The organism is Leisingera sp. XS_AS12 (genome assembly GCF_041224635.1).
Lineage (GTDB): Bacteria > Pseudomonadota > Alphaproteobacteria > Rhodobacterales > Rhodobacteraceae > Leisingera.
Genome location: NZ_JBGFGM010000120.1, coordinates 1 through 21,654 on the forward strand (window position 1 = coordinate 1; position 21,654 = coordinate 21,654).

A 21,654-nucleotide genomic window follows, 5' to 3' on the forward strand; every position below is an offset into this window, starting at 1 on the left:
CCGACGCGTAGATCTCGACGCCCAGCGATTTGAGAAACGAATTTGTAGCACACATTGCGAAACGCACTCCCCATCATGAGATGGAGATCACTTCGCAGCCGAAGCCATCAGCAGCAACGTGGGGTCGAGACGCCGCTTACCCTGAACTGCAGACCGGCCCGGCCGCGCGCCGGTTCCGGTCCGGGCGCCGCCGCCTGCAGGTGCGGTTTCAGAACAGGAAGTCATCCGCGCTCAGCTGGTCCGGGCGCAGCTCCTCCAGGAAGATGCGGCCCGATCCGGTGAAAATAAGCGTGCCGCCGTCTTCGGCCTGCAGCTCCAGGTCCCGCCAGTGCCCGGCGGCCGTGCCGCTGAGGTCCAGCAGGTCGCTGCCGGGAGTGAAATCCGCAACCGTGTCCTGGCGGTGGCGCTGGCCGAACACAAAAACATCCGCGCCGGCTCCGCCCTGCAGCCAGTCCGCCCCGCGGCCGCCGTCGAGCCGGTCGCCGCCGCCGTTGCCGCTCAGCGCGTCGCGCCCGCCGCCGCCCTTCAGTGTGTCGCCGCCGCCGCCGCCCTTCAGCGTGTCGCGGCCACTGCCGCCCTTCAGCGTGTCGCGGCCACTGCCGCCCTCCAGCGTGTCGCGGGCCGCGCCGCCGGCCAGACGATCGTGCCCCGCCAGCCCCCAGATGCCGTCACGCCCCTCGGTGCCCACGATCCGGTCGCTGCCTGCACTGCCGTGGAAACTGCCCCCCGGCCGGGTCTCGCCAGAGGCCAGCCGTTGCGGAAAGTCAAAGCGCAGCGCCGCGCCGAACACATCCTCCAGCTCCAGCCGCCCGCCCCCGGCCTGCGCCACCGCGATGCGGATGCCGCCTAGCTCCAGGTCAATCCCGTAGCTGCGCCCCCGGCTCGCAAGCTGGCCGGGCCCATACAGCCCCTCGAACAGCGACAAATCCAGCCGGTCTTCGCCGGGCGTGAAATCGCGCAGCGTGACCGCTCCCGTCCCCGGGCCGACGACAAAGACATCCGCCCCGGCGCCCCCCGCCTGGGTGCCGCCACCGGCCCCCGCCACCAGCACGTCATCACCGGCATGGCCGTAGAGATCCACCCGCGCCGCACCGCCTTCCAGCACGTCATGGCCGCTGCCCCCCTCCAGCCGGTCCTGTGCGGCCGCCGCCTGGCGCAGTACCCCCAGATCGTTCAGCGGCAGGGTGAACTGGCTGATGCCCGCGGTGGTGGCGGAACTGGCAAAAACCTGCACCTGCGCGCCCAGCACCACCGCCTCCAGCGCGGTCACGTTCTGCAGCCCCAGCCCCGGCTGATGCTCGAGGCTGCGCAGGTGGATCAGCGCGCCACCCGGCGTCAGGGTCAGCAGGCTGAGGCCGCCGTCATTGCCCGCCGCCAGCACCAGGAGATGGCCCTGCACCTCCACCACCTCCAGCGCCGAGAGGCCGCCAAAGCGGGTCATCGCGCTGTCCTGCAACTGCGCCTCCAGTGTCAGGCCACCATCGGCCCCGACCCGAAACAGGCACAGGCTGCCGCTGCCCGCCGCCCCCAGCAAAGCCCAGGCGCTGCCGCCGACGGCAAAGCCTTCCAGCACGCTGACGCCGCCCACCGACAGGCCCTGCTCGGCCCCAAGCGTGCCGCCCGCGCGCAGCCCGCCGTCTGCCTCCACCACGAAGCCATGCACCCCCTGGCCATCCGCCGCCAGCAGCACCGCGCCGCCCCCCGGCAGCGCGACCGGTGCCAGCAGCGCCGCGGGCTCCAGCCGATAGGCCTGCTCGCCGCCGCCCAGGGGCAGCGCATCACCGATGCCGCCCGCCGCCTCCAGCCGCCAGCCCCGCAGCTGCCCGCTGCCGCTCTCCACCGCGTAGACCACCGGCTGGCCATCCGCCAGCGCCAGCCCCGCCACCGCGCCAAGCGCCTTGCCCGCGGCAGCGTCCGCCGGGGGCAGACGGTCCTGGGTGCCGGGCGCGCCCGCGGCGTCCAGCCGGTAGACGGTCAGCTCCGGCTGCGCCTGCAGCAGCCGCAGTTCCCCCTCCACCTCGACCAGTTGAAAATCCCCGGTGCGCAGGGTCGCATGGTCATGCAGCTGCCGCCCCGCCAGCTGCGGCAGGCTGCCATCCCCCGCCAGCTGCCAGCGGCTGAGCCCGCCATTTATCCCGTTCATTGCGAACAGCACCGCGGTCCCCCCCTGCACCGCGATTTCCAGATCCCGCAGATCCGGGCCAAAGATCTCGTCCCCGGCCCCGAAACGCCCGCCGAAATCCAGCTCTGCCACCAATGTCATGCCCTGCACTCCCCATGCCGCCACCGACGGTCAGCCTGGCTGCGCCGCCGGGCAGAAGACGGGAAGCAAAACAGGCAAAATCAGGGAGATTGTTTACGAATTGACGACAATTGCGCGAACAAGGCGCGAACAAAGAGGGTGTTGCGCGGGCGGCGTACGCTGCCTTAGCGGCGTCTTGACCTCGCTGTGACAGGCTGGCGCGCAAACCGGACCCCAGCCACAGGAGCCACAGATGAGCAACCAGCCCTCGGCCCAGACTTCCGCCGTTCTTGCCCTGCCCTATCTGATGCCGTCCCAGGCACAGAAACACGTGACCCACAACGAGGCGCTGCAGATACTGGATGCGCTGGTGCAGCTGCGGGTGCAGGCGATCGGCGCCGAGACACCGCCCGCCAGCCCCGCAGAGGGCGAGGCCTATGCGCTGGGGGCCGCCCCGGCCGCGGCCTGGGCAGGCCAGGCGCAACAGATCGCCGTCTGGCAGGGCGAGGGCTGGCTGTTCCTGGCGCCGCGCCCCGGCTGGCGCGCCTGGGACCTGGGCGCGGGTGAGCTGCGGGTCTGGGACGGCAGCGCCTGGCAGCTGCCGCCGGCGCAGACCCAGAACCTCGGCCCGGTCGGCATCGGCACCACCGCCGATGCCGCCAACCCCTTGTCGGTCTGCGGCCTGGCGACGCTGTTCACCCATGCGGGCGCCGGCCATCAGCTCAAGCTGAACAAGGCGGCGGCCTCCGACACCGCCTCGCTTCTGTTCCAGACCGGCTGGAGCGGCCGCGCCGAAATCGGGCTGGCCGGCAATGAGGATGTCTCGGTGAAACTGTCCGCCGACGGCAGCAGCTGGACCACCGCGCTGGCCTTGCAGGCCAATGGCCGTGCCGGCCTCGGCACCGCCAGCCCCACCGCGCATCTGGAGATCCAGGGCGGCAGCGACGACTACCTGCTGGCGGGCAGCGGCAGCGCCGATTTCCGGCTGGGGTCGGATGGCAACGGCAGCTGCTCCGGCGCCTGGAGCGGCGGCGGCGCCGATTACGCCGAATGGTTCGAATGGGCCGACGGCAACCCGGCGGGCGAGGACCGCCGCGGCCTGTCGGTGGTGCTGGACGGCGCCAGGATCCGCCCCGCCCGCCCGGGCGAGCCGCCCCTCGGGGTGATCAGCGGCAACCCGGCAGTGATCGGGGATGGCGACATCGACGGCTGGAAACACCGCTGGCTGCGCGACGACTACGGCAGCCTGCTGCGCGATGCCGATGGCCAGCCACGGCCCAATCCCGCCCATGACCCTGACCGGCCTTACGTGCCGCGCAGCCAGCGCCCGGAATGGGCGCTGGTGGGGCTGCTGGGCAAGCTGCGCCTGCGCCGCGACCAGCCGACAGCGCCGGGCTGGCTCCGCATGCGCAGGATCTCGTCGCAGGTGGAGGAATGGCTGCTGCGCTGAAAGGAGCCCCGAGCGGTCCTAGCCCTTTGCCCCCTGGCCGCGGGCATAGACATCCTCGTAGCGGATGATGTCATCCTCACCCAGGTAGCTGCCGGTCTGTACCTCGATCAGCACCATCGGCACCTTGCCCGGGTTCTCCATGCGATGCACCGCCCCCAGCGGGATGTAGACGGACTGGTTCTCGGTCACCAGCTGCACCTTGTCATCCACCGTGACCTTGGCGGTGCCCTCCACCACGATCCAATGCTCCGAGCGGTGATGGTGGCTTTGCAGGCTCAGCGCGGCGCCGGGATGCACATGGATGCGCTTGACCTGGAAACGGTCGCCGACCGCCAGGCTCTCGAACCAGCCCCAGGGCCGGTGATCCTTGGGGAACTCGGTGGCCTGGCGCGCGCCCTTGGCCTTCAGCGCCGCCACCGCCTGCTTCACGTCCTGGGCGCGGGAGGCATCCGCCACCAGCACCGCATCCGGCATCGCCACGGCGATCACGTCTTTGAGGCCGATGCCAACCACCTCGAGGTTTTCATCCTCCGAGCGCAACAGGCTGTCGGCGCAGTCGATCGCGGTCGCATTGCCGCTGGTGGCGACGCCATCCGCGTCCCGCTCGGTTTCGCGCCACACCGCGTCCCAGCCGCCCAGGTCCGACCAGCCGCCGTCAAAGGGCACCACCGAGAGGTTCTCCGCCTTTTCCATCACCGCGTAGTCGATGGAAATATCCGCCGCCCCCGCCCAGGCCTGCGGATCCAGCCGCAGGAACCCGAGATCCGGCTGCCCCTGCGCCACCGCCTGGCCGACCGGCGCCATCAGCTCCGGCGCATGCTGCCGGAAGGCGGCCAGAATGGCCTGCACCGAGAACAGGAAGATGCCCGCGTTCCACAGGTACTGCCCCGAGGCCAGCATCGCTTCGGCGCTGGCCTGGTCCGGCTTCTCGACAAAGCGGCGCAGCTGCAGCGGCCGGGGCGCGAAATCCTCCGGCGCTTCGGTCAGCTCAAGATAGCCATAGCCGGTCTCCGCCCGCTCCGGCCGGATGCCAAAGGTGACCAGCTGCCCCGCGCGCGCGGCCGCTTCACCCGCCGCCACCGCGGCACGGAAGGCCGCGGCATCGGGCACCACGTGATCCGAGGGCGCCACCAGCATCATGCCGTCGGGATCGGTCTGCTCCAGCCACAGCGCCGCCGCCAGCACCGCAGGCGCCGTGTTGCGCCCCTCCGGCTCGATCAGCACCGCACCGGGATCCAGCCCTGCCCCGGCAAGCTGCTCGGTAACGATGAAGCGGAAGTCGGAGTTGGTCAGCACCAGAGGATTGGCAAACCCCTCCCCCGACAGCCGCCGGGCCGAGGTCTGAAACAGCGTCTCCTCGCCGGTGAGCGGCACGAATTGCTTGGGGTAGCTCTTGCGCGACAGCGGCCACAGCCGGGTGCCGGAGCCGCCGCAGAGAAGAATGGGGGTGATCATAGACATCCTATTTTCTTTTCCTTAGGAACTGTTCTTTGTAAGAAAGTGCCCAATATAACCTGTGCGGACCCCTTCGACGGGCTTCCCTTTGTGCAAGTCAATAAGCGGGCGGCCTTTGTGCTGGTAGAAAACCGCCCAATTGCTACGGTATGCTCCAAACTCCGTGAAAGACAAGCGCTCATAATAACTAAAGCTGTCGTATGCACCCCGTTCGCTATCTCAACAAACGAATGTTCGGCGACCACACTGAAACCGATTACCAGAACAGGACTTGTTTTCCGCTCAAAAAAACCATTCCCACTGTTTATCCCTATGAACGTTCCCATGAAAGCGTTGAGTTTCTCAACTTTCGACCAATTCGAAACTTTTGATATATTCGCTAGCCGTCAGCCGCTTGGGATCCACGCCCAATCGATGCACCATTTTGCAGTGTATGATGTGAATATCATTCCACCGGCCTTGCTTGTATAACTCGTGCAGGATCTTGCATTGGGCGTTCCATTGAGTATTCGATAGAACAGCACGCGGCATTTCGGGAAATGCCTTCAGCGTCTTATTCAGCGCGCTTTGATCGCACAGACGGGACCAATTGCTCGTAGCCGGTGCATTGGCTTGTTCAAGGAATGCGGATACCCAGAAATCATCGACACCATATTCACGAACGGTGTCCCGGAACGCGAAAACGCCAGAATTGAAAAAGTTTGGATTGGACAGCTTCTGCAGCCCCTGTGCTCTCGGCCGGTCGGCGCGCCCCATATTCTCATACTGATCCTTCGGATAGTAGGCGACGGGCTCGTTCGTTAGAACAATCTGCGTATCTCCTGAACGCAGCGTTTCGAACATAGGAAGCAACGTTTTTCGTACGTAGGTATCCGTATCCAGAAACAAAGTGTATTTATAAGGTGAATATTTTAGAGTGTTTATTTTTACGCCGCGGCTACGTTCCATGCCGTCAGCCATATTCAGCCCCGTAGCTTGCACAACTTTGGTTAGGTCAAGGTACTCTATTCCTGAGATGCCCGTCAGGAGCTCCCGTGCCAGTGCCCCTTCCCAGGAATAGGCGACCGTGATCGGAAGATCCGGATGCACTGCGCGAATAGACCGGATGGATGTGCGCATTTCCTTGAAAAATATTTCTCCGGTCGCTGCGTAGATGACACCGCAATCAAGCAAATTGCCTTTCTGCATGACGTTCTTCCTGCTTTGGTTAGATCTAGTTGCGAACCGAGGCCTGCTCGATAAACCACGCGTAAGTGCTGCGGACCCCCTCTTCCAGCCCAATGGAGGCCTCCCAGCCCAGCCGCGCGAGCCGCGAAACGTCCATCAGCTTGCGCGGGGTTCCGTCCGGTTTCGACGGGTCGGTCAGGATTTCCCCTTTGAACCCGGTCACCTCTGCTACCAGCTGCGCCAGTTCCAGGATCGACACATCCTCGCCGCAGCCCACGTTGATATGGCTGAGCATCGGCTCCGTCTCGCGCTGGTAGATGTCCGCGTCCAGGTCCATCACGAAGAGCGAGGCCTCGGCCATGTCGTCCACATGCAGGAATTCGCGCCGTGGCGTACCGCTGCCCCAGATCGTGACCTCCTCCGCTCCATCCCGCGCCGCCTCGTGGAAGCGGCGGATCAGGGCGGGCAGCACGTGGGAGTTCTCCGGGTGGAAATTGTCGCCCGGCCCGTAAAGGTTGGTCGGCATCACCGAGCGGTAGTCGACGCCGTACTGCCGGTTGTAGCTCTCACAGAGCTTGATGCCGGCGATCTTGGCAATGGCATAGGGTTCGTTGGTGGGCTCCAACACGCCAGTCAGCAACGCATCCTCGGCCATCGGCTGAGGGGCCATCTTGGGATAGATGCAAGAAGAGCCAAGCTGCAAGAGCTTGGTAACACCGGCCTCATAGGCCGCGTGGATCACATTGCACTCGATCATCAGGTTTTCGTAGATGAACTGCGCCGGGTAGGAATTGTTGGCAACGATACCGCCCACCCTGGCCGCCGCCAAGATTACCTGATCGGGTTTCTCCGCCTGGAAAAACGCCCGCACCGCAGCTTGGTCGGTCAGGTCCAGCTCGGCGCTGGTGCGGGTCACCAGCTCCAAGTCCTCCCCCGCCGCCTGGCGCGCTTCCAGACGGCGCAGAATCGCACCCCCCACCATGCCGCGGTGGCCTGCCACATAGATCCGGGTCATTGTGTCAGCCTTCCACGCTAACCGGCAGTTCGTAGCCATGCTCTTTCAAAAGCGCATGGCGGCGGGCAGTCTTGAGGTCCTCGGCGACCATCTCGGCGCACATTTCCTGGGTGGTGATTTCCGGCACCCAGCCCAGCTTTTCTTTCGCCTTGGCCGGGTCACCCAAGAGCGTCTCCACCTCGGCCGGGCGGAAGTAGCGCGGGTCGATACGCATGATGACATCGCCCGGCTTCAACGCCGGAGCCTTGTCGCCGTCGATCGCGGCAACAGTGGCGATCTCGTCCACGCCCTTGCCGGAGAACTCCAGATGCACGCCCAGTTCGGCCGCCGACCACTGGATGAACTGGCGCACCGAATACTGCTTGCCAGTGGCGATCACGAAGTCTTCCGCCTCGTCCTGCTGCAGCATCATCCACTGCATCCGCACGTAATCCTTGGCATGGCCCCAGTCGCGCAGCGCGTCGATGTTGCCCATGTAGAGGCAATCCTCCAGACCCTGCGCGATATTGGCCAAGCCACGGGTAATCTTGCGGGTCACAAAGGTCTCACCGCGGCGCGGGCTCTCATGGTTGAACAGGATGCCGTTGCAGGCATACATGCCATAGGCCTCGCGGTAGTTCACGGTGATCCAGTAGCTGTAGAGCTTGGCCACCGCATAAGGCGAGCGCGGGTAGAAGGGGGTGGTCTCCTTCTGCGGCACTTCCTGGACCAAGCCATAGAGCTCCGAAGTCGAGGCCTGGTAGAAGCGGGTTTTCTTTTCCAGCCCCAAAAAGCGGATCGCCTCCAAAAGCCGCAGTGTGCCAATCCCATCCACATCAGCGGTATATTCAGGGCTCTCAAAGGAAACCGCCACATGGGACTGAGCGCCCAGGTTATAGACCTCGTCCGGTTGCACCTCCTGCAGAATGCGGGTCAGGTTCGACGTGTCTGTCAGGTCACCATAATGCAGCTTGAAGCGGGCGCGATCCGTGTGCGGATCCTGATAGATATGGTCAACCCGTTCAGTGTTAAACAACGAGGCTCGGCGCTTAATACCATGCACCTCATAGCCTTTTTCCAAAAGGAACTCTGCCAGATAGGAACCATCCTGACCGGTGACGCCGGTAATAAGAGCTTTTTTCATAACCAACCTATTCTTTTGCCTGCCGCAGACCTACACAGCGACTATCGAGAGAACAACGATAAATATATCAGTCTCGCCCCTCGGTTTCTCAGTTCTGGTGCAGCTCTGCAAGCTTACCCGATGAATCTGCGTCCAGAATACGCGTGACTGCATCATGAAAGAGAGGGGCATGCTCCTCCAGATGAGATGTGATCTTGTCTACCGGCCCTACAAAGGCACTGCTGCGCGGAGTGAATGCCTTCAGCCCGCTCTCTCGAAACCGGTCAAGACGTCGACGCGCTCCCTCATCAAGCTTATCTTCCCAGGGCTGTAAAAGCTCCAGCACGACTTGGGGCATCTCTACATAGTTGACAGTCCGAGTATTGGGCAGACCGCCCCATTTTTGCATGAAGGCCACCATATAAGCCTGTTTCTGCTGCAACCAGGTCCGCAGTGTCCCGCTCGTGGGCATTACTGCATGTTTTTCCAGAATCCTGTATGTCTTCTGGGTCACCGATTTTTCATGCTGATAATAGATCTTTTGAAGAGCAATGCCGTGATCCGATAGAAGTTTCTGATTGAGTTGCAGCAGATGCAACGTCCACCAAGATGTCAGGATAGCCAGAGGATCACGGATCAGCACCAGCCTCTGCATTGCTCCCGCAACCGGGAGAACCGGGTCAGCCATCTCGAAATCATGCGACTTCAGCAAGCGCAAATGAAATCCGCCTGTCTCGGCATAGCTGGTCATGGCACACGGCATGGCGCGACAACATCCCGGCTCATTATACCACTCGCAAAAACTGAACCCTTCGGCCAGAATCCCTCTCAAGGTATTACGCAGATAATGCAGCCCAGAGCGCGGCAGAGACTTGGTCTCGACATAAAGAAATTCCTCTGGCACCCCATCTGTCTCACCGCTGTAATGGCGGAATGCCCGCTCATCAAAGAGTGGGTTCTTCAGCAATTGAACAGGCAGCTCTGGTTTATGCTCCTCCTCCGGGGTAGCGAGATGGGGCTTTTCCTGACTGAGAATGGCAATCCTTTCGGCGATCGCCTGCGGCCAAGCAGGAAGCTCCGGGCTACGGCCCTCCTGCTGGATGGTCGCAAGGTCTTTTTCGACCAGATCTCTGGCCTGCTGCAACATGCCACAGCGGGCCATTTCCCGGATCTGCCGGGTCTTCGCCAACAACCCGGCATCAGCCTTTGCCTCAACCAACGAGACCGCAGACTGAAAAAAACCGAGCGCCTGATCTTCCGCACCCAGCTGCAGCGCAGCCCGCCCCAAACTGTTTTCGACAGAGGATACCATCACTCGCGCAACGATCTCTCGGCTGCACCCCCACTCCAGCGACAGAGCGATGTATTTGGAGGACTGATCCAGGTGCCCCAACTGCCCATGCGCTGCGGCCACCAGAACAGCAATCTTTTCCCGATCCGGGTCTCGACTGATCTCCAACTCGCCAAAGGCCGCCAAAGCGGTCCATTCGCCATGTCGCCATTTGGTCCGGCAGCTCTCCAGCAAACCTGCTGTATCAAAAAGCCCCTTGCCTTGCGGTTGCAACTCTACTGCGGCAGTAGTTTTCGGCGTAGCAGGCTTCACTGCGCCGACCTTTTCCTTCGCCTTAGCCGTCACGACCGCGCCCCATAAAGCAATAGCTCCTTAATCAGGCCAATCTGGCCTTCCGCACGTTTCAGCTCGCCTTGCCCCATACGGGTGCTTTGCTCTAGCTCCGCCACCTGCGCGGCTAACTTCTCCACTTCAGCTTCAGCACGACTGCGGGCGGAGGCAGCCCGCTCCAGCTCCTGCGCCTGCTGCACCGTTTCAGCCTCCAGCTCAGCCACCCGCGCCACCAGGCTTTCAGCTTCGGACCGGGCACTGTCCCGGGCGGTTGCAGCCCGCTCCAGCTCCTGCGCCTGTTGCACCGTTTCAGCCTCCAGCTCAGCCACCCGCGCCACCAGGCTTTCAGCTTCGGACCGGGCACTGTCCCGGACGGTTGCAGCCCGCTCCAGCTCCTGCGCCTGTTGCACCGTTTCAGCCTCCAGCTCAGCCACCCGCGCCACCAGGCTTTCAGCTTCGGACCGGGCACTGTCCCGGGCGGTTGCAGCCCGCTTCAGCTCCTGCGCCTGCTGCACCGTTTCAGCCTCCAGCTCGGCCACCCGCTTCTCCGCATCAGCCCCAGCGCTGCCGCGGTATGCAACAACATACGGGCGATCAGGATCAGCTGCATCTCCCTCTACCCAAGAGTCGTATCCGAAAGCCCTCAGCTGCACGCAGATGGCCGCCAAACCTGACGCACCATCATGGAGCAGTTCCACCCCCTCTTGGATCCGGATCACAGGAAACTGCGTTAACCGTCCCGCTTCCGCCAGCGCAGCAAGAATACCAGTTGTCTCCCCAGGTGCCTCTAACACCAGCAATCCGACGCCATCCTGAGGGAACTGCAATTCATCCAAAAGCTGCAGCGGACTGACCGGTTCTACAGGCTCCTCGGCCAGTATTGTCAGCCCCGGGAACAATTCACGCAATTGATCCGGGCGCGACAAACTGTTCAATTCCGAGAAGTTAGTACGAAAAAGCAACTGAGCGTCCTTACGGGTTGATACTGCAGCCTGCACCACCCGAACCGCCGACAGCCCGCCTGTCCGTGTCTGCAGATGGGCAACAACCTCGGGATCCGCGTCCACCAAGACAACCGGATCCAACCCCGCAGTCGTATACCCGTCGACATCTACACCGCAGCCTGCACCGATATGCAGAACATGGGTCACAGGCACGGAAAGAGTGAATTCCATCACGCGTACCCCTTTAAGCTCATGATCTGCCGCAAACGCCGCAAAGGCGCCGTGATCCGGAAAGACTTCGACGTCTCGAAGCGGCGGATCTGCTCCTGCAAATCTCGCACCTCACAGGCCCGTATCTCGGCCGTGCTCTCCAATTCAGAGATCTTGCCAACAGCCTCCTGAAGCTGAGCTTGTGCATGGGCAAAATCACCCCGCAACTTGTCTCGCTCTGCTCGCACCTCGCAGACCCGAATCTCGGCCGCGCTCTCCAATTCAGAGATCTTGCCAACAGCCTCCTGAAGCTGAGCTTGTGCATGGGTAAAATCGCCCCGCAGCTTGTCCCGCTCTGCTCGCAGAGCATCAACTTGCTCTTGATAGCTATCGAGGCCATTTCGCATCTGCTGAAGCCGCTGCTCAGCTTGCCGCTCCGCCTCCTCCAGCTGTCTTTCCACTGCCAGCCTTTCGGAATAGAGCGTTTCGACCTGCTCATACATGCTACGCTGCTGATCCTGCAGGAGGCGCAATTCCAGCAAAACCTCCTGTTTCTCAAGATAGGCCTCCAGTGCAACATCCGTTTGAATACACTTAGCCAAAGGCACTGTGGAAGCTATGAATTCCCCAGCCAGAGCCCCCAACTCACGGTCCGCCCGGAACCGTTCTGAGGCCAGCGCCAGCAATACCGGATCAAGTTCGCCCAGCTCTGTCGGCCGCCCCTGTTCCACTGCTTGGCCACTGAGGCCGAAATACCTCCCGAAGGTCTCCGGCGCCTGACTGACTTGCCTCACGTCAAAAATATGGACTTGGCGGCGCTTCTTACGCTTCAACGTCAGAACAGACCGTGCCTGCACCTGCCATTCACGCAAGGCCTGCCCGGGTTCCTGCCCCTGTAGCAATAGCTGACACAGAGACTCGGCAGGTGAGCGGCACAGCACCACCACCACCTCATCAGCCGAGATCTGCGGCAATTCCCCGGCAACCTCGACTGCATAGAGGCTATTCAACTGCTTCTGTACTGGCGCGACCAGAGGCTCCCCTTCAGGGCTCCAAAGTATCAGACGTCGGCCCGGTTCAAACGCCGCCTGCACGTTCACACTATCCGTCATAAATACAGCACCTCACAAAATGCATTTACCGCTCAACTAGAGCAATTCAGGATCGAAGGCCCCAACGTACACGCAACCCCTGCGCGCTCTTCGCGCCTCATCTCGATGCATTCTTATGAGCCTCCACTCCCGAATGGCAAGTTGCAAACCCAACGCACACTCTTTTGAGCAGGACAGTGTCCGATGAGCTCTGCTATATCCACCGCTGCGACGGAATGAAACAGCAGGACAGAAAGAGAATGATACGAGTTTTCCGGACGGGCGCGCATGCACACCGCACACCGCTAAGCTATTCAGCACTCGCCCCCCTGTTTTCCGACGAGATCACCCACACCCAACGCCCCGACCAGGCAGATATCTACGTGTTTGCCCACTCCTTGGATATCGAGAACGCACCTCTCGAGCTAGTTGAGGACTGGCGGCAACGGCAACGCCCAATCGTTCTGCTTTCCGAAGAGCCGTTTTGGGATACCATCTGGGGCCGTCAGCCTCTGGCTCGACGCCGCACAATCGACAGCCGCTACGGCTTACTTCCAGTCTACCAGCTCAACCATTGCACTTCATCCATCTTCCGGTTCACAAAGATCCCGTACTATCTGCTGACCAATCATCGTTTCGCCAACGCCTATGCAGCGCGCCTCAAGCGCAACTGCGAATTATCGGAACAGGACTGGCAAAACGCCTTTGCCAGCCGACCTACCCGCCTCTCTTTTATGTTTGAACGTCGCCCCGAACCGTTCCATTCAATCAGCTGGCCCGAAGCAGGACTTGCCGGGCTATGCAATTGGCGCACCAAAGTAGCTGAGCACTGCCGAGCTGGGCCCATCAAATGCTTTGGACGCAGTTGGAACGGCGCTAGCCCAGACCGCCGTCAGCTCTACGACTGGCACTTGGACAAGCTGGCTCTTCTGGACAACCACCAACAAACCCTGATGGCATTTGAAAACACACACCACCCTGAATACATTACTGAAAAGATCTTCGACGCCTTTGCTTGCGGCGCCCTGCCTGCCTATTGGGCTGCACCGGAACACCGACTACACGAATTTGGTCTGCCCGAAGGCTCTTGGCTGAACCTGCATGGTCTCACCCCGACCGAAGCCGCAACGCGGCTCGACGGGCTGGCGTGGGACAGCCCCAGCTGGGTCCGGGATTTTTGCGCGGCTTATACAGCGGCACAGCACCGCCTCGCCGCACTGCTGTGCAATCCCAGCCACTGGCTACACGAGCGCCAACGCCTAAAAACCACTCTTCTAGCTGAGCTTACCGAAATTCTGGATGGGAACTGAACCGCCCCCTTAACGCATCATCAGGATAGTTGACTTTCCACAGCCAACTAGAGGCTAGAGCAGCGCCGGTGAAGTGGTCCCAGAAAACTGGACAACGAGTTAAGGTGTATCCCAAACCTTTGAAGGGATACGAGAATGGCGAAACGCCGGAAGTTTACGGACCAGTTCAAGGCGAAGGTGGCGCTGGAAGCGCTGCGTGGCGACAAGACGATCCAGGAGATCGCGGCGAAGCACCAGGTACATCCGAACCAGGTCAGCACGTGGAAACGCCAAGCGGTCGAGGGGATGGCTGATGTGTTTGCCCGTGGCGGCAAGCCAGAGGGGCCGACCGAGGCCGAGATCAAGGAACTCCATGCCAAGATCGGGAGGCTGGCCGTCGAGAACGATTTTTTGTCCGAAGGGCTGAAGCGGTGAGCCCGGAGAAGAAACGCGCGATGATCAAACGGGAAAACCCTGAACTGAGCATCAGCCAGCAATGCAAGCTGGTCCGGCTCAGCCGGTCTGCGTTCTATTACACGCCTGTCGGCATCGATGCTGACACTCTGGCGATGATGAAAGAGATCGATCGGGTGTTCACCAGATACCCGTTCTTCGGGTCGCGCCAGATCGCGGCCTATCTGCGAAGAGAAGGCACGGTCGTCGGGCGGCACCGCGTCAGGCGGCTGATGGCCAAGATGGGCCTGGAAGCGATCTACAAACGTCCCAGAATCAGCCAGCCGCATCCCCAGCATCCGGTCTATCCGTATCTGCTGAGAAAGATGCAGATCGATCGGCCGAACCAGGTCTGGTGCGCCGACATCACCTTTGTGCCAGTGCGCAACGGCTTCCTGTATCTGGTGGCGATCATGGATTGGGCGTCGCGTAAGGTTCTGAGCTGGCGGCTCTCGAACACGATGCACGCCGACTTCTGCGTCGATGCCCAGAACGAGGCCATCGCCAAACACGGACCGCCCGAGATCATGAATACGGATCAAGGCAGTCAGTTCACCGGTTCGGCCTGGAGCACGACGCTGACCGAGGCGGGTGTGCGCATCTCGATGGACGGTCGAGGCCGCTATCTCGACAACATCTTCATCGAACGGTTGTGGCGGTCATTGAAGCAAGAGGCGATCTATCTCGAGGAGATCAGCGACGGCTTCCAGGCCAGACGTGTCGTTAAGAATTGGATGGCATTTTACAACGCCGAGCGACCCCATTCCGCGCTTTGATCGGCAAACGCCGGACGACGCATATTGGTCCGGCTCGCAAGAGCAAAGAGCAGCGTGAAACCTAAAACCGATACACCTCAGCGAAGCTGCAAAACTGTCCGAAATATTGGGACCACTTCACCGGAGCGCGCCACTTCACGGAACGCTTCAAGATCACTTTCACGCATCACCTTCAGGCAAAATCGCCCACTGCGCTCCCCACGTCGCCATGATTGTACGCTCCTATTTTCAGTGTTAAAGGGGTGCATCATCTTTCCCAGACACGATTTGATTGCTGAGTGCCATGCTTCCCACCATTTCGATCACCACCCCTTGCCTGAACGCAGTCGCGACTCTGGATCAGACCATTCTAAGCGTCATCACCCAAGTTGGCGACTTTTACATTCGATATCATGTACAGGACGGCGGATCTGACGACGGCACTGCTGAACGGCTGGAATGGTGGCAAAAAGAACTGGCTGCAAACCGCATCCCACTAAGCTGCGCCGGCCTAAAATTCAGCTACAGCTCAGAACCAGATGCCGGTATGTACGATGCTCTGTACAAAGGCATCTCTGCGCTGGACGCTTCTAAGAACGATTTCCTAACCTGGATCAACGCAGATGACATGCTGTCGCAAGGCGCACTCGCCTTCATTGCTAGCGTAGCCAACCAGTTTCAGCCCAACGAAGTCTCTTGGGTCGGTGGCGCGGCCACAGTCATGCGCAATAATACACCTCTAGTTCAATTCGACAGCCCAATTCCCACCCGTGCCTTGCGTGACGGGCTTTGTGACGGCCAACATTGGAACTTCCTTCAACAGGAAGGAACTTTTTTCCGCAAATGGCTTTGGGACGCAGCCAAGCCGCAGAAAACAATTTGTCCCATGAAACTAGCTGGAGACTGGAACCTATGGCGACTGTTTGCTCAAAACGCCACTCTGGTGCAAACAAAGTTCAGCCTTGGCATTTTTCGGATTCAAGAGAACCAACTTTCTTCGCGCTTCCGCGATAAATATATGGCGGAAATTGAAACTATCGTGCCTGTGGAAGATCGCCGTCAAGCCTTGCAAAAACTGACCGACAACGGACCGGTCTTTCGGCGCCATCTTAAATTACGTTATGAAGACGGGCTGATGACTGTCATGGAAGACGATCAGGCTGCATTATTCAGCCACAACAACATTAAGGTGTTTGGCGAGGCCCCAAAAACAAAGCCCAAAGCCCCTTCCAAAACAATTTTTACAGGGATTCCAGCGCCAGCACAGAAAATTCAGCCTGCTGCCGATAAGAACCCCATCTCTTTCAAAGATAACATCTTAGCATTTGACAAAGAGTGGCAGTTTCCTGCCATCACCGAGCAACATGCCTTCCATCAGCTGCGCGACCTCGGTGCGGTACCGCAAGGGGTCACATATATTGCATATCCTTGGGCAACCTTGATCGACAAACTGCAAACCAAGGCACCAGACGCGCCGGCCTACTTGCAGAAGTTCCACGACTTCATAAAACGCATTCCAGCAGATACGATCAAGATCACTGTCTGCCAGCATATCAAAATGAAAGAGTATATGGACCTCTTTGAAGAATCTGGAATTTCTCGCATATTCTGGAGTCATTGCACCCATGAGGATTTGAAAAGCGCAGGGGGTCCTGATGTCTGTCCATTCCCTCTGTACCCTGTACAGGTAACTAAAATGACTGAGGAGTATACTCAGTCTGAACGCCCTTTTCTTTTCTCCTTTATTGGAGCCAAGTCCAACAAATATTATTTGACCGAAGCCCGGGCATGGATATTGGAGTTACTATCAGACTGCCCTGAAGGACTGATCATCGGTCGCGACAGCTGGCACTATAACAAGGTAGTCTACGACCATCAGGTTTTTAGAAAGTCAAAAAAGAGCGACGAACTAATCAACCAGTCCGCGTCTGAGCAGTTCAAAGCCTCTCTCGCACAGAGTGTTTTCTCTCTGTGCCCCTCCGGATCCGGCCCCAACTCCATTCGCCTGTGGGAAAGCCTAGGCGCTGGTGCCATCCCAGTGATCTTGGCGGATACTTATGCACCGCCCGGCAACCCGGAGCTTTGGGAACAGGCTGCCGTCTTCTGCCGTGAAACCCCAGAAGACATCCGAAACCTGCCCGCACGTTTGCAAGAGATTGCAAGTGATCCTGAGGCTTTGGCACGAATGCGTCACGCGGGGCGACAGCTATGGGCGCTCTATGGTCCCCATTCATTTATCTACGACCTGCAGAAGTTCATGCTGGAAACTGCAGGCCGACCACAAAAAGAACCTCAAAAAGCAGATAGGCCGACCTTCCTCACGACTTTGCAGGATGACTTGGCACGCAAGCAACAACTAAGCCGGAGCGATGCCGCTTTTCTGTTGACGAACCTCACCACGAATCTACTGCTTGGCGGCCCCGAGGCTCTACTGGCGCATGAACAGAACCCTCGCGCTGCGGATATGGAACAGACCGCTCGTGGCCTACTGTCAGCAGACGCCCCCGAACTGCATCAGCTGGATCGGGTTCAGGAACTGTTGCGGCGGCGCGCGGCCCGCAAATCAATAAGCGCCCCGGCGTTGAGCGCAAGCCGCGGCCTGCGGGTCTGCCTTTTCGGTCGCCACTCCAACCGCACCCCGCTTGCCTATGCGCCCTTCCAGAAGCTGGTACAGGGTAAGGTAGACTTCGTCCAAGCCCCCGATACCGCGGATGTGGTGCTGACAGGTTTCAACTTGGATCTGCGAGAAAATGCGAAGATCTTACAGCAGGCGACTCGTCTAAATCCACAGCTGCGGCTGGCGGTGATCTCGGAAGAACCCTTGTGGGATTCTATCTGGAGCGATGGCTTTGCCGAACGAAAAAGGCTGCTACAGCATGACGGAGCAGAACTTGGCTACAGCTTCTTCAACCATTCGAACTCCGAAATCTTCGATTTCCAAAACATCCCCTATTTCCTGCTAACCCACGAGGATTTTCAGGCTCGCTACGGGTTACTACTGGCTCGCCACACTGACTTGACCCCGCAAGCGCTCTGCCACCACTGGCAAAATGCCGCCGTACCCGCAGCCTTCTATGCCGAGGTGCGCGACAGTGACCCCTACCGCAAATCTTGGCCCGAACAGGGCGTGCATGGCCTCAGCGTGTACCGCACCGAGGTGGCCCAACAAGTAGGGCTGCCAGGCACGATTCGGGTTGGTAAAGGCTGGCGCTCGGACGCACCACGCCAGGCTCTGCCTGACTGGCACCTAGATAAGATCGCCGCCCTAGACATGCAGGCTCGCATCGTCTCGGCCTATGAGAACACCCACCAGAATGCCTATATCTCGGAAAAGATCTTTGACGCCTTCGTCGTCGGCGGCATCCCTACCTACTATGCCGGGTCCCAGCACCGAGTACTGGAACTCGTCCCAAACAGCTGCATGATCAACACCTACGGCCAAGATACTGCAGCGGCAGCCGCCCGGATTGCCGATTTCACACCCGACACGGCCTTTGCAGAAACCTGGCTCGAAACCGCTCGCACTCTGCAAAAGCGGTTTACGAACCTAGAGGCAATCGCCTTCGAAAGACAGCGGGTAGCCGATGCCGTTGTGACGGCATTGGAGGCCTGTATGCAAGCGCCCCCTGCCGCTGCACCAGACATCCAAGAGGCCTCCGCAGCTTGACCAAGTCGCTACATCTTGATCATAACCACATCATGTAACCAAGCCGGAAGCAGAACAGAGCGGGACGGGACTGCACGCATCCAGTAGATGCTGCCGCCCGCCCTGTAATACAAACCAAAGGTTGAATAACACCTTACGCCCCCGGATACCTTCCTATGCCCCCCTCCCTTCCGCTTCCGGAACTGACTCGTTTCCACAACAAAGATAGCGCTGGTACGCTAACGGCGGAGACCACAGAGCTGGCGCCAGGGCTGTTCCTGAATGCCGATCCAAGCTTGGAGTTGTCCGGCCAGTGGCGGTCACCGCCAGGTCGGCTTCTTGAGCTGCAGGTCGAAACCACAGGCCGCGGTGCATGGATGGCGCTACATGTGGCGCTACCGGTGAGCGGACTGCAAGACATCACCTATCTGGGCTATGCTTGCCGCACCGCAAGTACCTCACCTTGGATGATCCGCCCCTGCCTGCGTTCAGGGCTGGAAGACGGTAGCTTCATCGACACGTTCTTCCGAAAGCACATCCTCACCACCGCGCGTCCTGTCAGCCATCTGGATGCGCTCTACCTTGACAGCTGCCAAGAGTTACCACTGACCGCCCTATGGCGTGAGCTGGTATTTTTTTTCCCTTGCGAGGATTTTCGCATTCATCTGCATCATCTTTACATTTTTGCGCTATGAACTGCTTCCATGACGCTTGACCTGACCATTGCTATCCCGGTTCGCAATGACACCAACCACCTGCTTCACCTGCTAGCCAGCCTCGCGGCGCTTGATATCGCACGACAGGTCATCATTGCAGACGACGGCTCGGATCCGCCAGTGGAAGCCTCCGCGCTAGCTGGTGCTACCAGCTTTCCCACAGAACGGCTGACCGTGCTGCGCCTAGACAGCTCCCGCGGCGCCGGAGCCGCTCGCAACTTGGCCCTCCGCGCAGTCCGCACCCGGCACCTATTGTTTCTCGATGCTGATGACCGCCCCACCCGCGAACTGCGCAGCCTCTGCGCCGGACTAGCACATGCTGGGAAATTCGACTTCTGCATATTCCAGCACCATGACAGCCGCCTAGACAAGGACCGCCTATTCGGCCAGATGCCTTTTGACCAAGCGTTCTGGGAGGCAGCAGACCTTGCCCGGGGGGCCTTGCGCCCGGTCACTCGCGAAACCGCGGCAGAGTTGGTGCAAACCGCAAACTACCCCTGGAACAAGATCTACCGGACGGAATTCCTGCACAGCCGAGGCATCACCTGCACCGAGATTTCGGTGCATAACGACGTCGAGCTGCACTGGATGAGCTTCCTCAAGGCCCGCCGCATCCTAGCCAGCGACCACGTCGGGGTGGTCCATTTCGTCGATGCCACCGGACAGCGTCTCACCAACCGTTTCGGCCCGGAACGGCTGCAGGTCTTTCGAGCCTTCGAGGCTGTCGCGCAAGAGATCCGCCGCCAACCCCAGTGCGGCCTCCACTTACCCTTTTATGCTTTTACTCTCGGGTTAATCGCCTGGATACAAGGGCGGATGCAACCCGGCATGCATCCGCGCCTGGCCGCGTCAACTGTCTCATTCCTAGGGCGGAACCTGACCGCTGCGCAGAGGAAAGAACTGCGCAGCCTGCATCCAGAAGCCTACGAGCGGATCCTGCAATTGGTTGCCACCCATGCACCGGCCAATCTGCCCACCCTACGGGCTGCACCTGTCGCGAAGCAGCTCCAAGCTTGACATCTCCCCCGGCTCCCCGCCACGACAAGTCTAGCTGCACATCAGCTTACCCAGTTGCGGTTGAACCACAATCCAACGCCAAATAGCACATAGTGTGACATAATGGGATGAACTGCCTTCCTCGCTTTTTGAACCTAGGCTACGCCCGCATGCCCTCGGCGCATTTCTCGCCCGAAGCAATGACGCTGCGGTCGCTCCAATCTAAAGTCTCTCTCAACCGGGCATGCTGGCAGATCTCTACAACCTGATGGACCTGTCAATTTCCCGCAGCGCCACCCTCAAAGCGGCGCGCTGAAAAACGCGGGCGCCGCCTCGCCCTTCTCCAGACACGCGGTGAAGGCGCGTGCGGCGTCCAGCGCCTCGCGGATGGTCACGTCCATGTCGAGATAGCGGTAGGTCGCCAGACGCCCGACGAAGGTGACGCCGCGGGTCTCTTGTGCCAGCTTGACGTAATCCGCCAGGAGCGCCTTCTCCGCCACCTGGCGGATCGGGTAATAGGGGATGTCGCCCGGCTCGGCGAGGCGCGAGAACTCGCGGTAGAGAACCGAGCCCTCGTGCTCTTCCCAGGGGCTGAAATGCTTGTGCTCGGTGATGCGGGTATAGGGCACCTCTTCCTCGCCGTAGTTCATCACCGCGCAGCCCTGGTAGTCGCCCTGATGGGTGAAGCGCTCGAAATCCAGGGTGCGGTAGCCGAGGCGGCCGAGCTCGTAGCCGAAATAGCCATCCAGCGGCCCGGAATAGAACACGTGGTCATACTCCGCCCCCATCTCCGCGCTGAACTCGGTCTCCAGCTCAACGGTGATGTTCGCATGATCGAGGATCTTCTCGATCATCGCGGTATAGCCGTTCTCCGGCATGCCCTGGAACTGGTGGAAGAAGTAGTTGTCGTCGTAGTTGAAGCGCACCGGCAGCCGCTTCAGGATGCTCGCGGGCAGCTCGGACGGATGCATGCCCCACTGCTTGATGGTGTAGCCCTTGAAAAACGCCTCGTAGAGATCCTTGCCGACAAAGCGCATCGCCTGCTCTTCGAAGGTCTGCGGATCGGTGATCGAGGTATCGGCCTGCTCATTGACGATGAAGTCATGCGCCTCTTCCGGGCGCAGGGTCTTGCGGAAGAACTGGTTGATGGTGTGCAGGTTCACCGGCAGCGAGAACACCTCGCGCTCCCCCGAGAGCCCGCGAGTGGTGGATTTCACCCGGTTCTTGTAGGGTTTGAAGGTCTCGAAGGCGTTGACGTAGTTCCACACTTCTTCGTCGTCGGTGTGGAAGATATGCGGCCCGTAGACATGCACCATGACCCCGGTCTCCGCATCGCGCTCGGTGTGGCAGTTGCCGCCGATGTGGCTGCGGCTGTCGATCACGGTGATCTCATGCCCCGCCTCCGCCAGATGCCGCCCGATGACGGCCCCCGAGAGGCCTGCGCCAACGCATAGAAATTTCATGTTCCCGCCCTGTTCCGTTCCGTTTTAAGATCCCAGCCG

The 21,654-nt window shown here is 60.4% G+C and carries 14 protein-coding genes and 1 pseudogene; 6 read left to right on the forward strand and 9 right to left on the reverse strand.

The window, feature by feature from the left end; translation table 11 throughout:
• Positions 1 to 208: 208 nt before the first annotated feature.
• On the reverse strand, positions 209 to 2,263 hold the full coding sequence (locus AB9K35_RS19085; RefSeq protein ID WP_369928555.1) for a hypothetical protein: 2,055 nt from the start codon (positions 2,261 to 2,263) through the stop codon (positions 209 to 211).
• 232 nt (positions 2,264 to 2,495) lie between these two features.
• On the opposite strand from AB9K35_RS19085, the gene AB9K35_RS19090 reads away from it, so the two are divergent.
• Positions 2,496 to 3,692 (forward strand): peptidase G2 autoproteolytic cleavage domain-containing protein, encoded by a 1,197-nt coding sequence (locus tag AB9K35_RS19090; protein WP_369928557.1) that lies wholly within the window; start codon positions 2,496 to 2,498, stop codon positions 3,690 to 3,692.
• Between the two features lie 18 nt (positions 3,693 to 3,710).
• Here AB9K35_RS19090 and AB9K35_RS19095 read toward each other — a convergent pair whose 3' ends face one another.
• The 7 genes from AB9K35_RS19095 to AB9K35_RS19125 form a co-directional block, all read right to left on the reverse strand.
• Positions 3,711 to 5,147 (reverse strand): mannose-1-phosphate guanylyltransferase/mannose-6-phosphate isomerase, encoded by a 1,437-nt coding sequence (locus AB9K35_RS19095; protein WP_369928649.1) that lies wholly within the window; start codon positions 5,145 to 5,147, stop codon positions 3,711 to 3,713.
• 342 nt (positions 5,148 to 5,489) lie between these two features.
• Positions 5,490 to 6,335, reverse strand: a complete 846-nt coding sequence (locus tag AB9K35_RS19100; RefSeq protein ID WP_369928559.1) for a hypothetical protein — start codon at positions 6,333 to 6,335, stop codon at positions 5,490 to 5,492.
• Between the two features lie 25 nt (positions 6,336 to 6,360).
• Complete coding sequence (locus tag AB9K35_RS19105) at positions 6,361 to 7,329, reverse strand: GDP-L-fucose synthase family protein (protein WP_369928561.1); 969 nt, start codon at positions 7,327 to 7,329, stop codon at positions 6,361 to 6,363.
• Between the two features lie 4 nt (positions 7,330 to 7,333).
• The gene (gmd, locus tag AB9K35_RS19110) at positions 7,334 to 8,452 is read right to left on the reverse strand and encodes a GDP-mannose 4,6-dehydratase (RefSeq protein ID WP_369928563.1); all 1,119 of its coding nucleotides are present in this window, start codon (positions 8,450 to 8,452) and stop codon (positions 7,334 to 7,336) included.
• Positions 8,453 to 8,540: 88 nt separating this feature from the next.
• The gene (locus AB9K35_RS19115) at positions 8,541 to 10,067 is read right to left on the reverse strand and encodes a hypothetical protein (RefSeq protein WP_369928565.1); all 1,527 of its coding nucleotides are present in this window, start codon (positions 10,065 to 10,067) and stop codon (positions 8,541 to 8,543) included.
• Positions 10,064 to 11,227 (reverse strand): hypothetical protein, encoded by a 1,164-nt coding sequence (locus AB9K35_RS19120; RefSeq protein WP_369928567.1) that lies wholly within the window; start codon positions 11,225 to 11,227, stop codon positions 10,064 to 10,066. Before AB9K35_RS19120 ends, AB9K35_RS19115 begins: the two co-directional genes overlap by 4 nt.
• Positions 11,227 to 12,318 (reverse strand): hypothetical protein, encoded by a 1,092-nt coding sequence (locus tag AB9K35_RS19125; protein ID WP_369928569.1) that lies wholly within the window; start codon positions 12,316 to 12,318, stop codon positions 11,227 to 11,229. Before AB9K35_RS19125 ends, AB9K35_RS19120 begins: the two co-directional genes overlap by 1 nt.
• A gap of 176 nt (positions 12,319 to 12,494) precedes the next feature.
• Between AB9K35_RS19125 and AB9K35_RS19130 the strand changes: the two genes are divergently transcribed.
• The 5 genes and pseudogenes from AB9K35_RS19130 (at position 12,495) to AB9K35_RS19150 (ending at position 20,173) form a co-directional block, all read left to right on the forward strand.
• Positions 12,495 to 13,607, forward strand: coding sequence for a glycosyltransferase family 10 domain-containing protein (locus tag AB9K35_RS19130; protein ID WP_369928571.1), 1,113 nt, complete (start codon positions 12,495 to 12,497; stop codon positions 13,605 to 13,607).
• 135 nt (positions 13,608 to 13,742) lie between these two features.
• Positions 13,743 to 14,873 (forward strand): annotated as a pseudogene (locus AB9K35_RS19135) (IS3 family transposase).
• Between the two features lie 225 nt (positions 14,874 to 15,098).
• A complete protein-coding gene (locus AB9K35_RS19140; RefSeq protein ID WP_369928573.1) occupies positions 15,099 to 18,461 on the forward strand; it encodes an exostosin family protein in 3,363 nt (1,120 codons plus the stop codon).
• A gap of 155 nt (positions 18,462 to 18,616) precedes the next feature.
• Complete coding sequence (locus tag AB9K35_RS19145; protein ID WP_369928575.1) at positions 18,617 to 19,135, forward strand: hypothetical protein; 519 nt, start codon at positions 18,617 to 18,619, stop codon at positions 19,133 to 19,135.
• A 9-nt stretch (positions 19,136 to 19,144) separates the two neighbouring features.
• Complete coding sequence (locus tag AB9K35_RS19150) at positions 19,145 to 20,173, forward strand: glycosyltransferase family 2 protein (protein ID WP_369928577.1); 1,029 nt, start codon at positions 19,145 to 19,147, stop codon at positions 20,171 to 20,173.
• A gap of 278 nt (positions 20,174 to 20,451) precedes the next feature.
• On the opposite strand, the gene glf is transcribed toward AB9K35_RS19150, so the two are convergent.
• Complete coding sequence (gene glf / locus AB9K35_RS19155; protein WP_369928579.1) at positions 20,452 to 21,615, reverse strand: UDP-galactopyranose mutase; 1,164 nt, start codon at positions 21,613 to 21,615, stop codon at positions 20,452 to 20,454.
• Positions 21,616 to 21,654 lie beyond the last annotated feature (39 nt).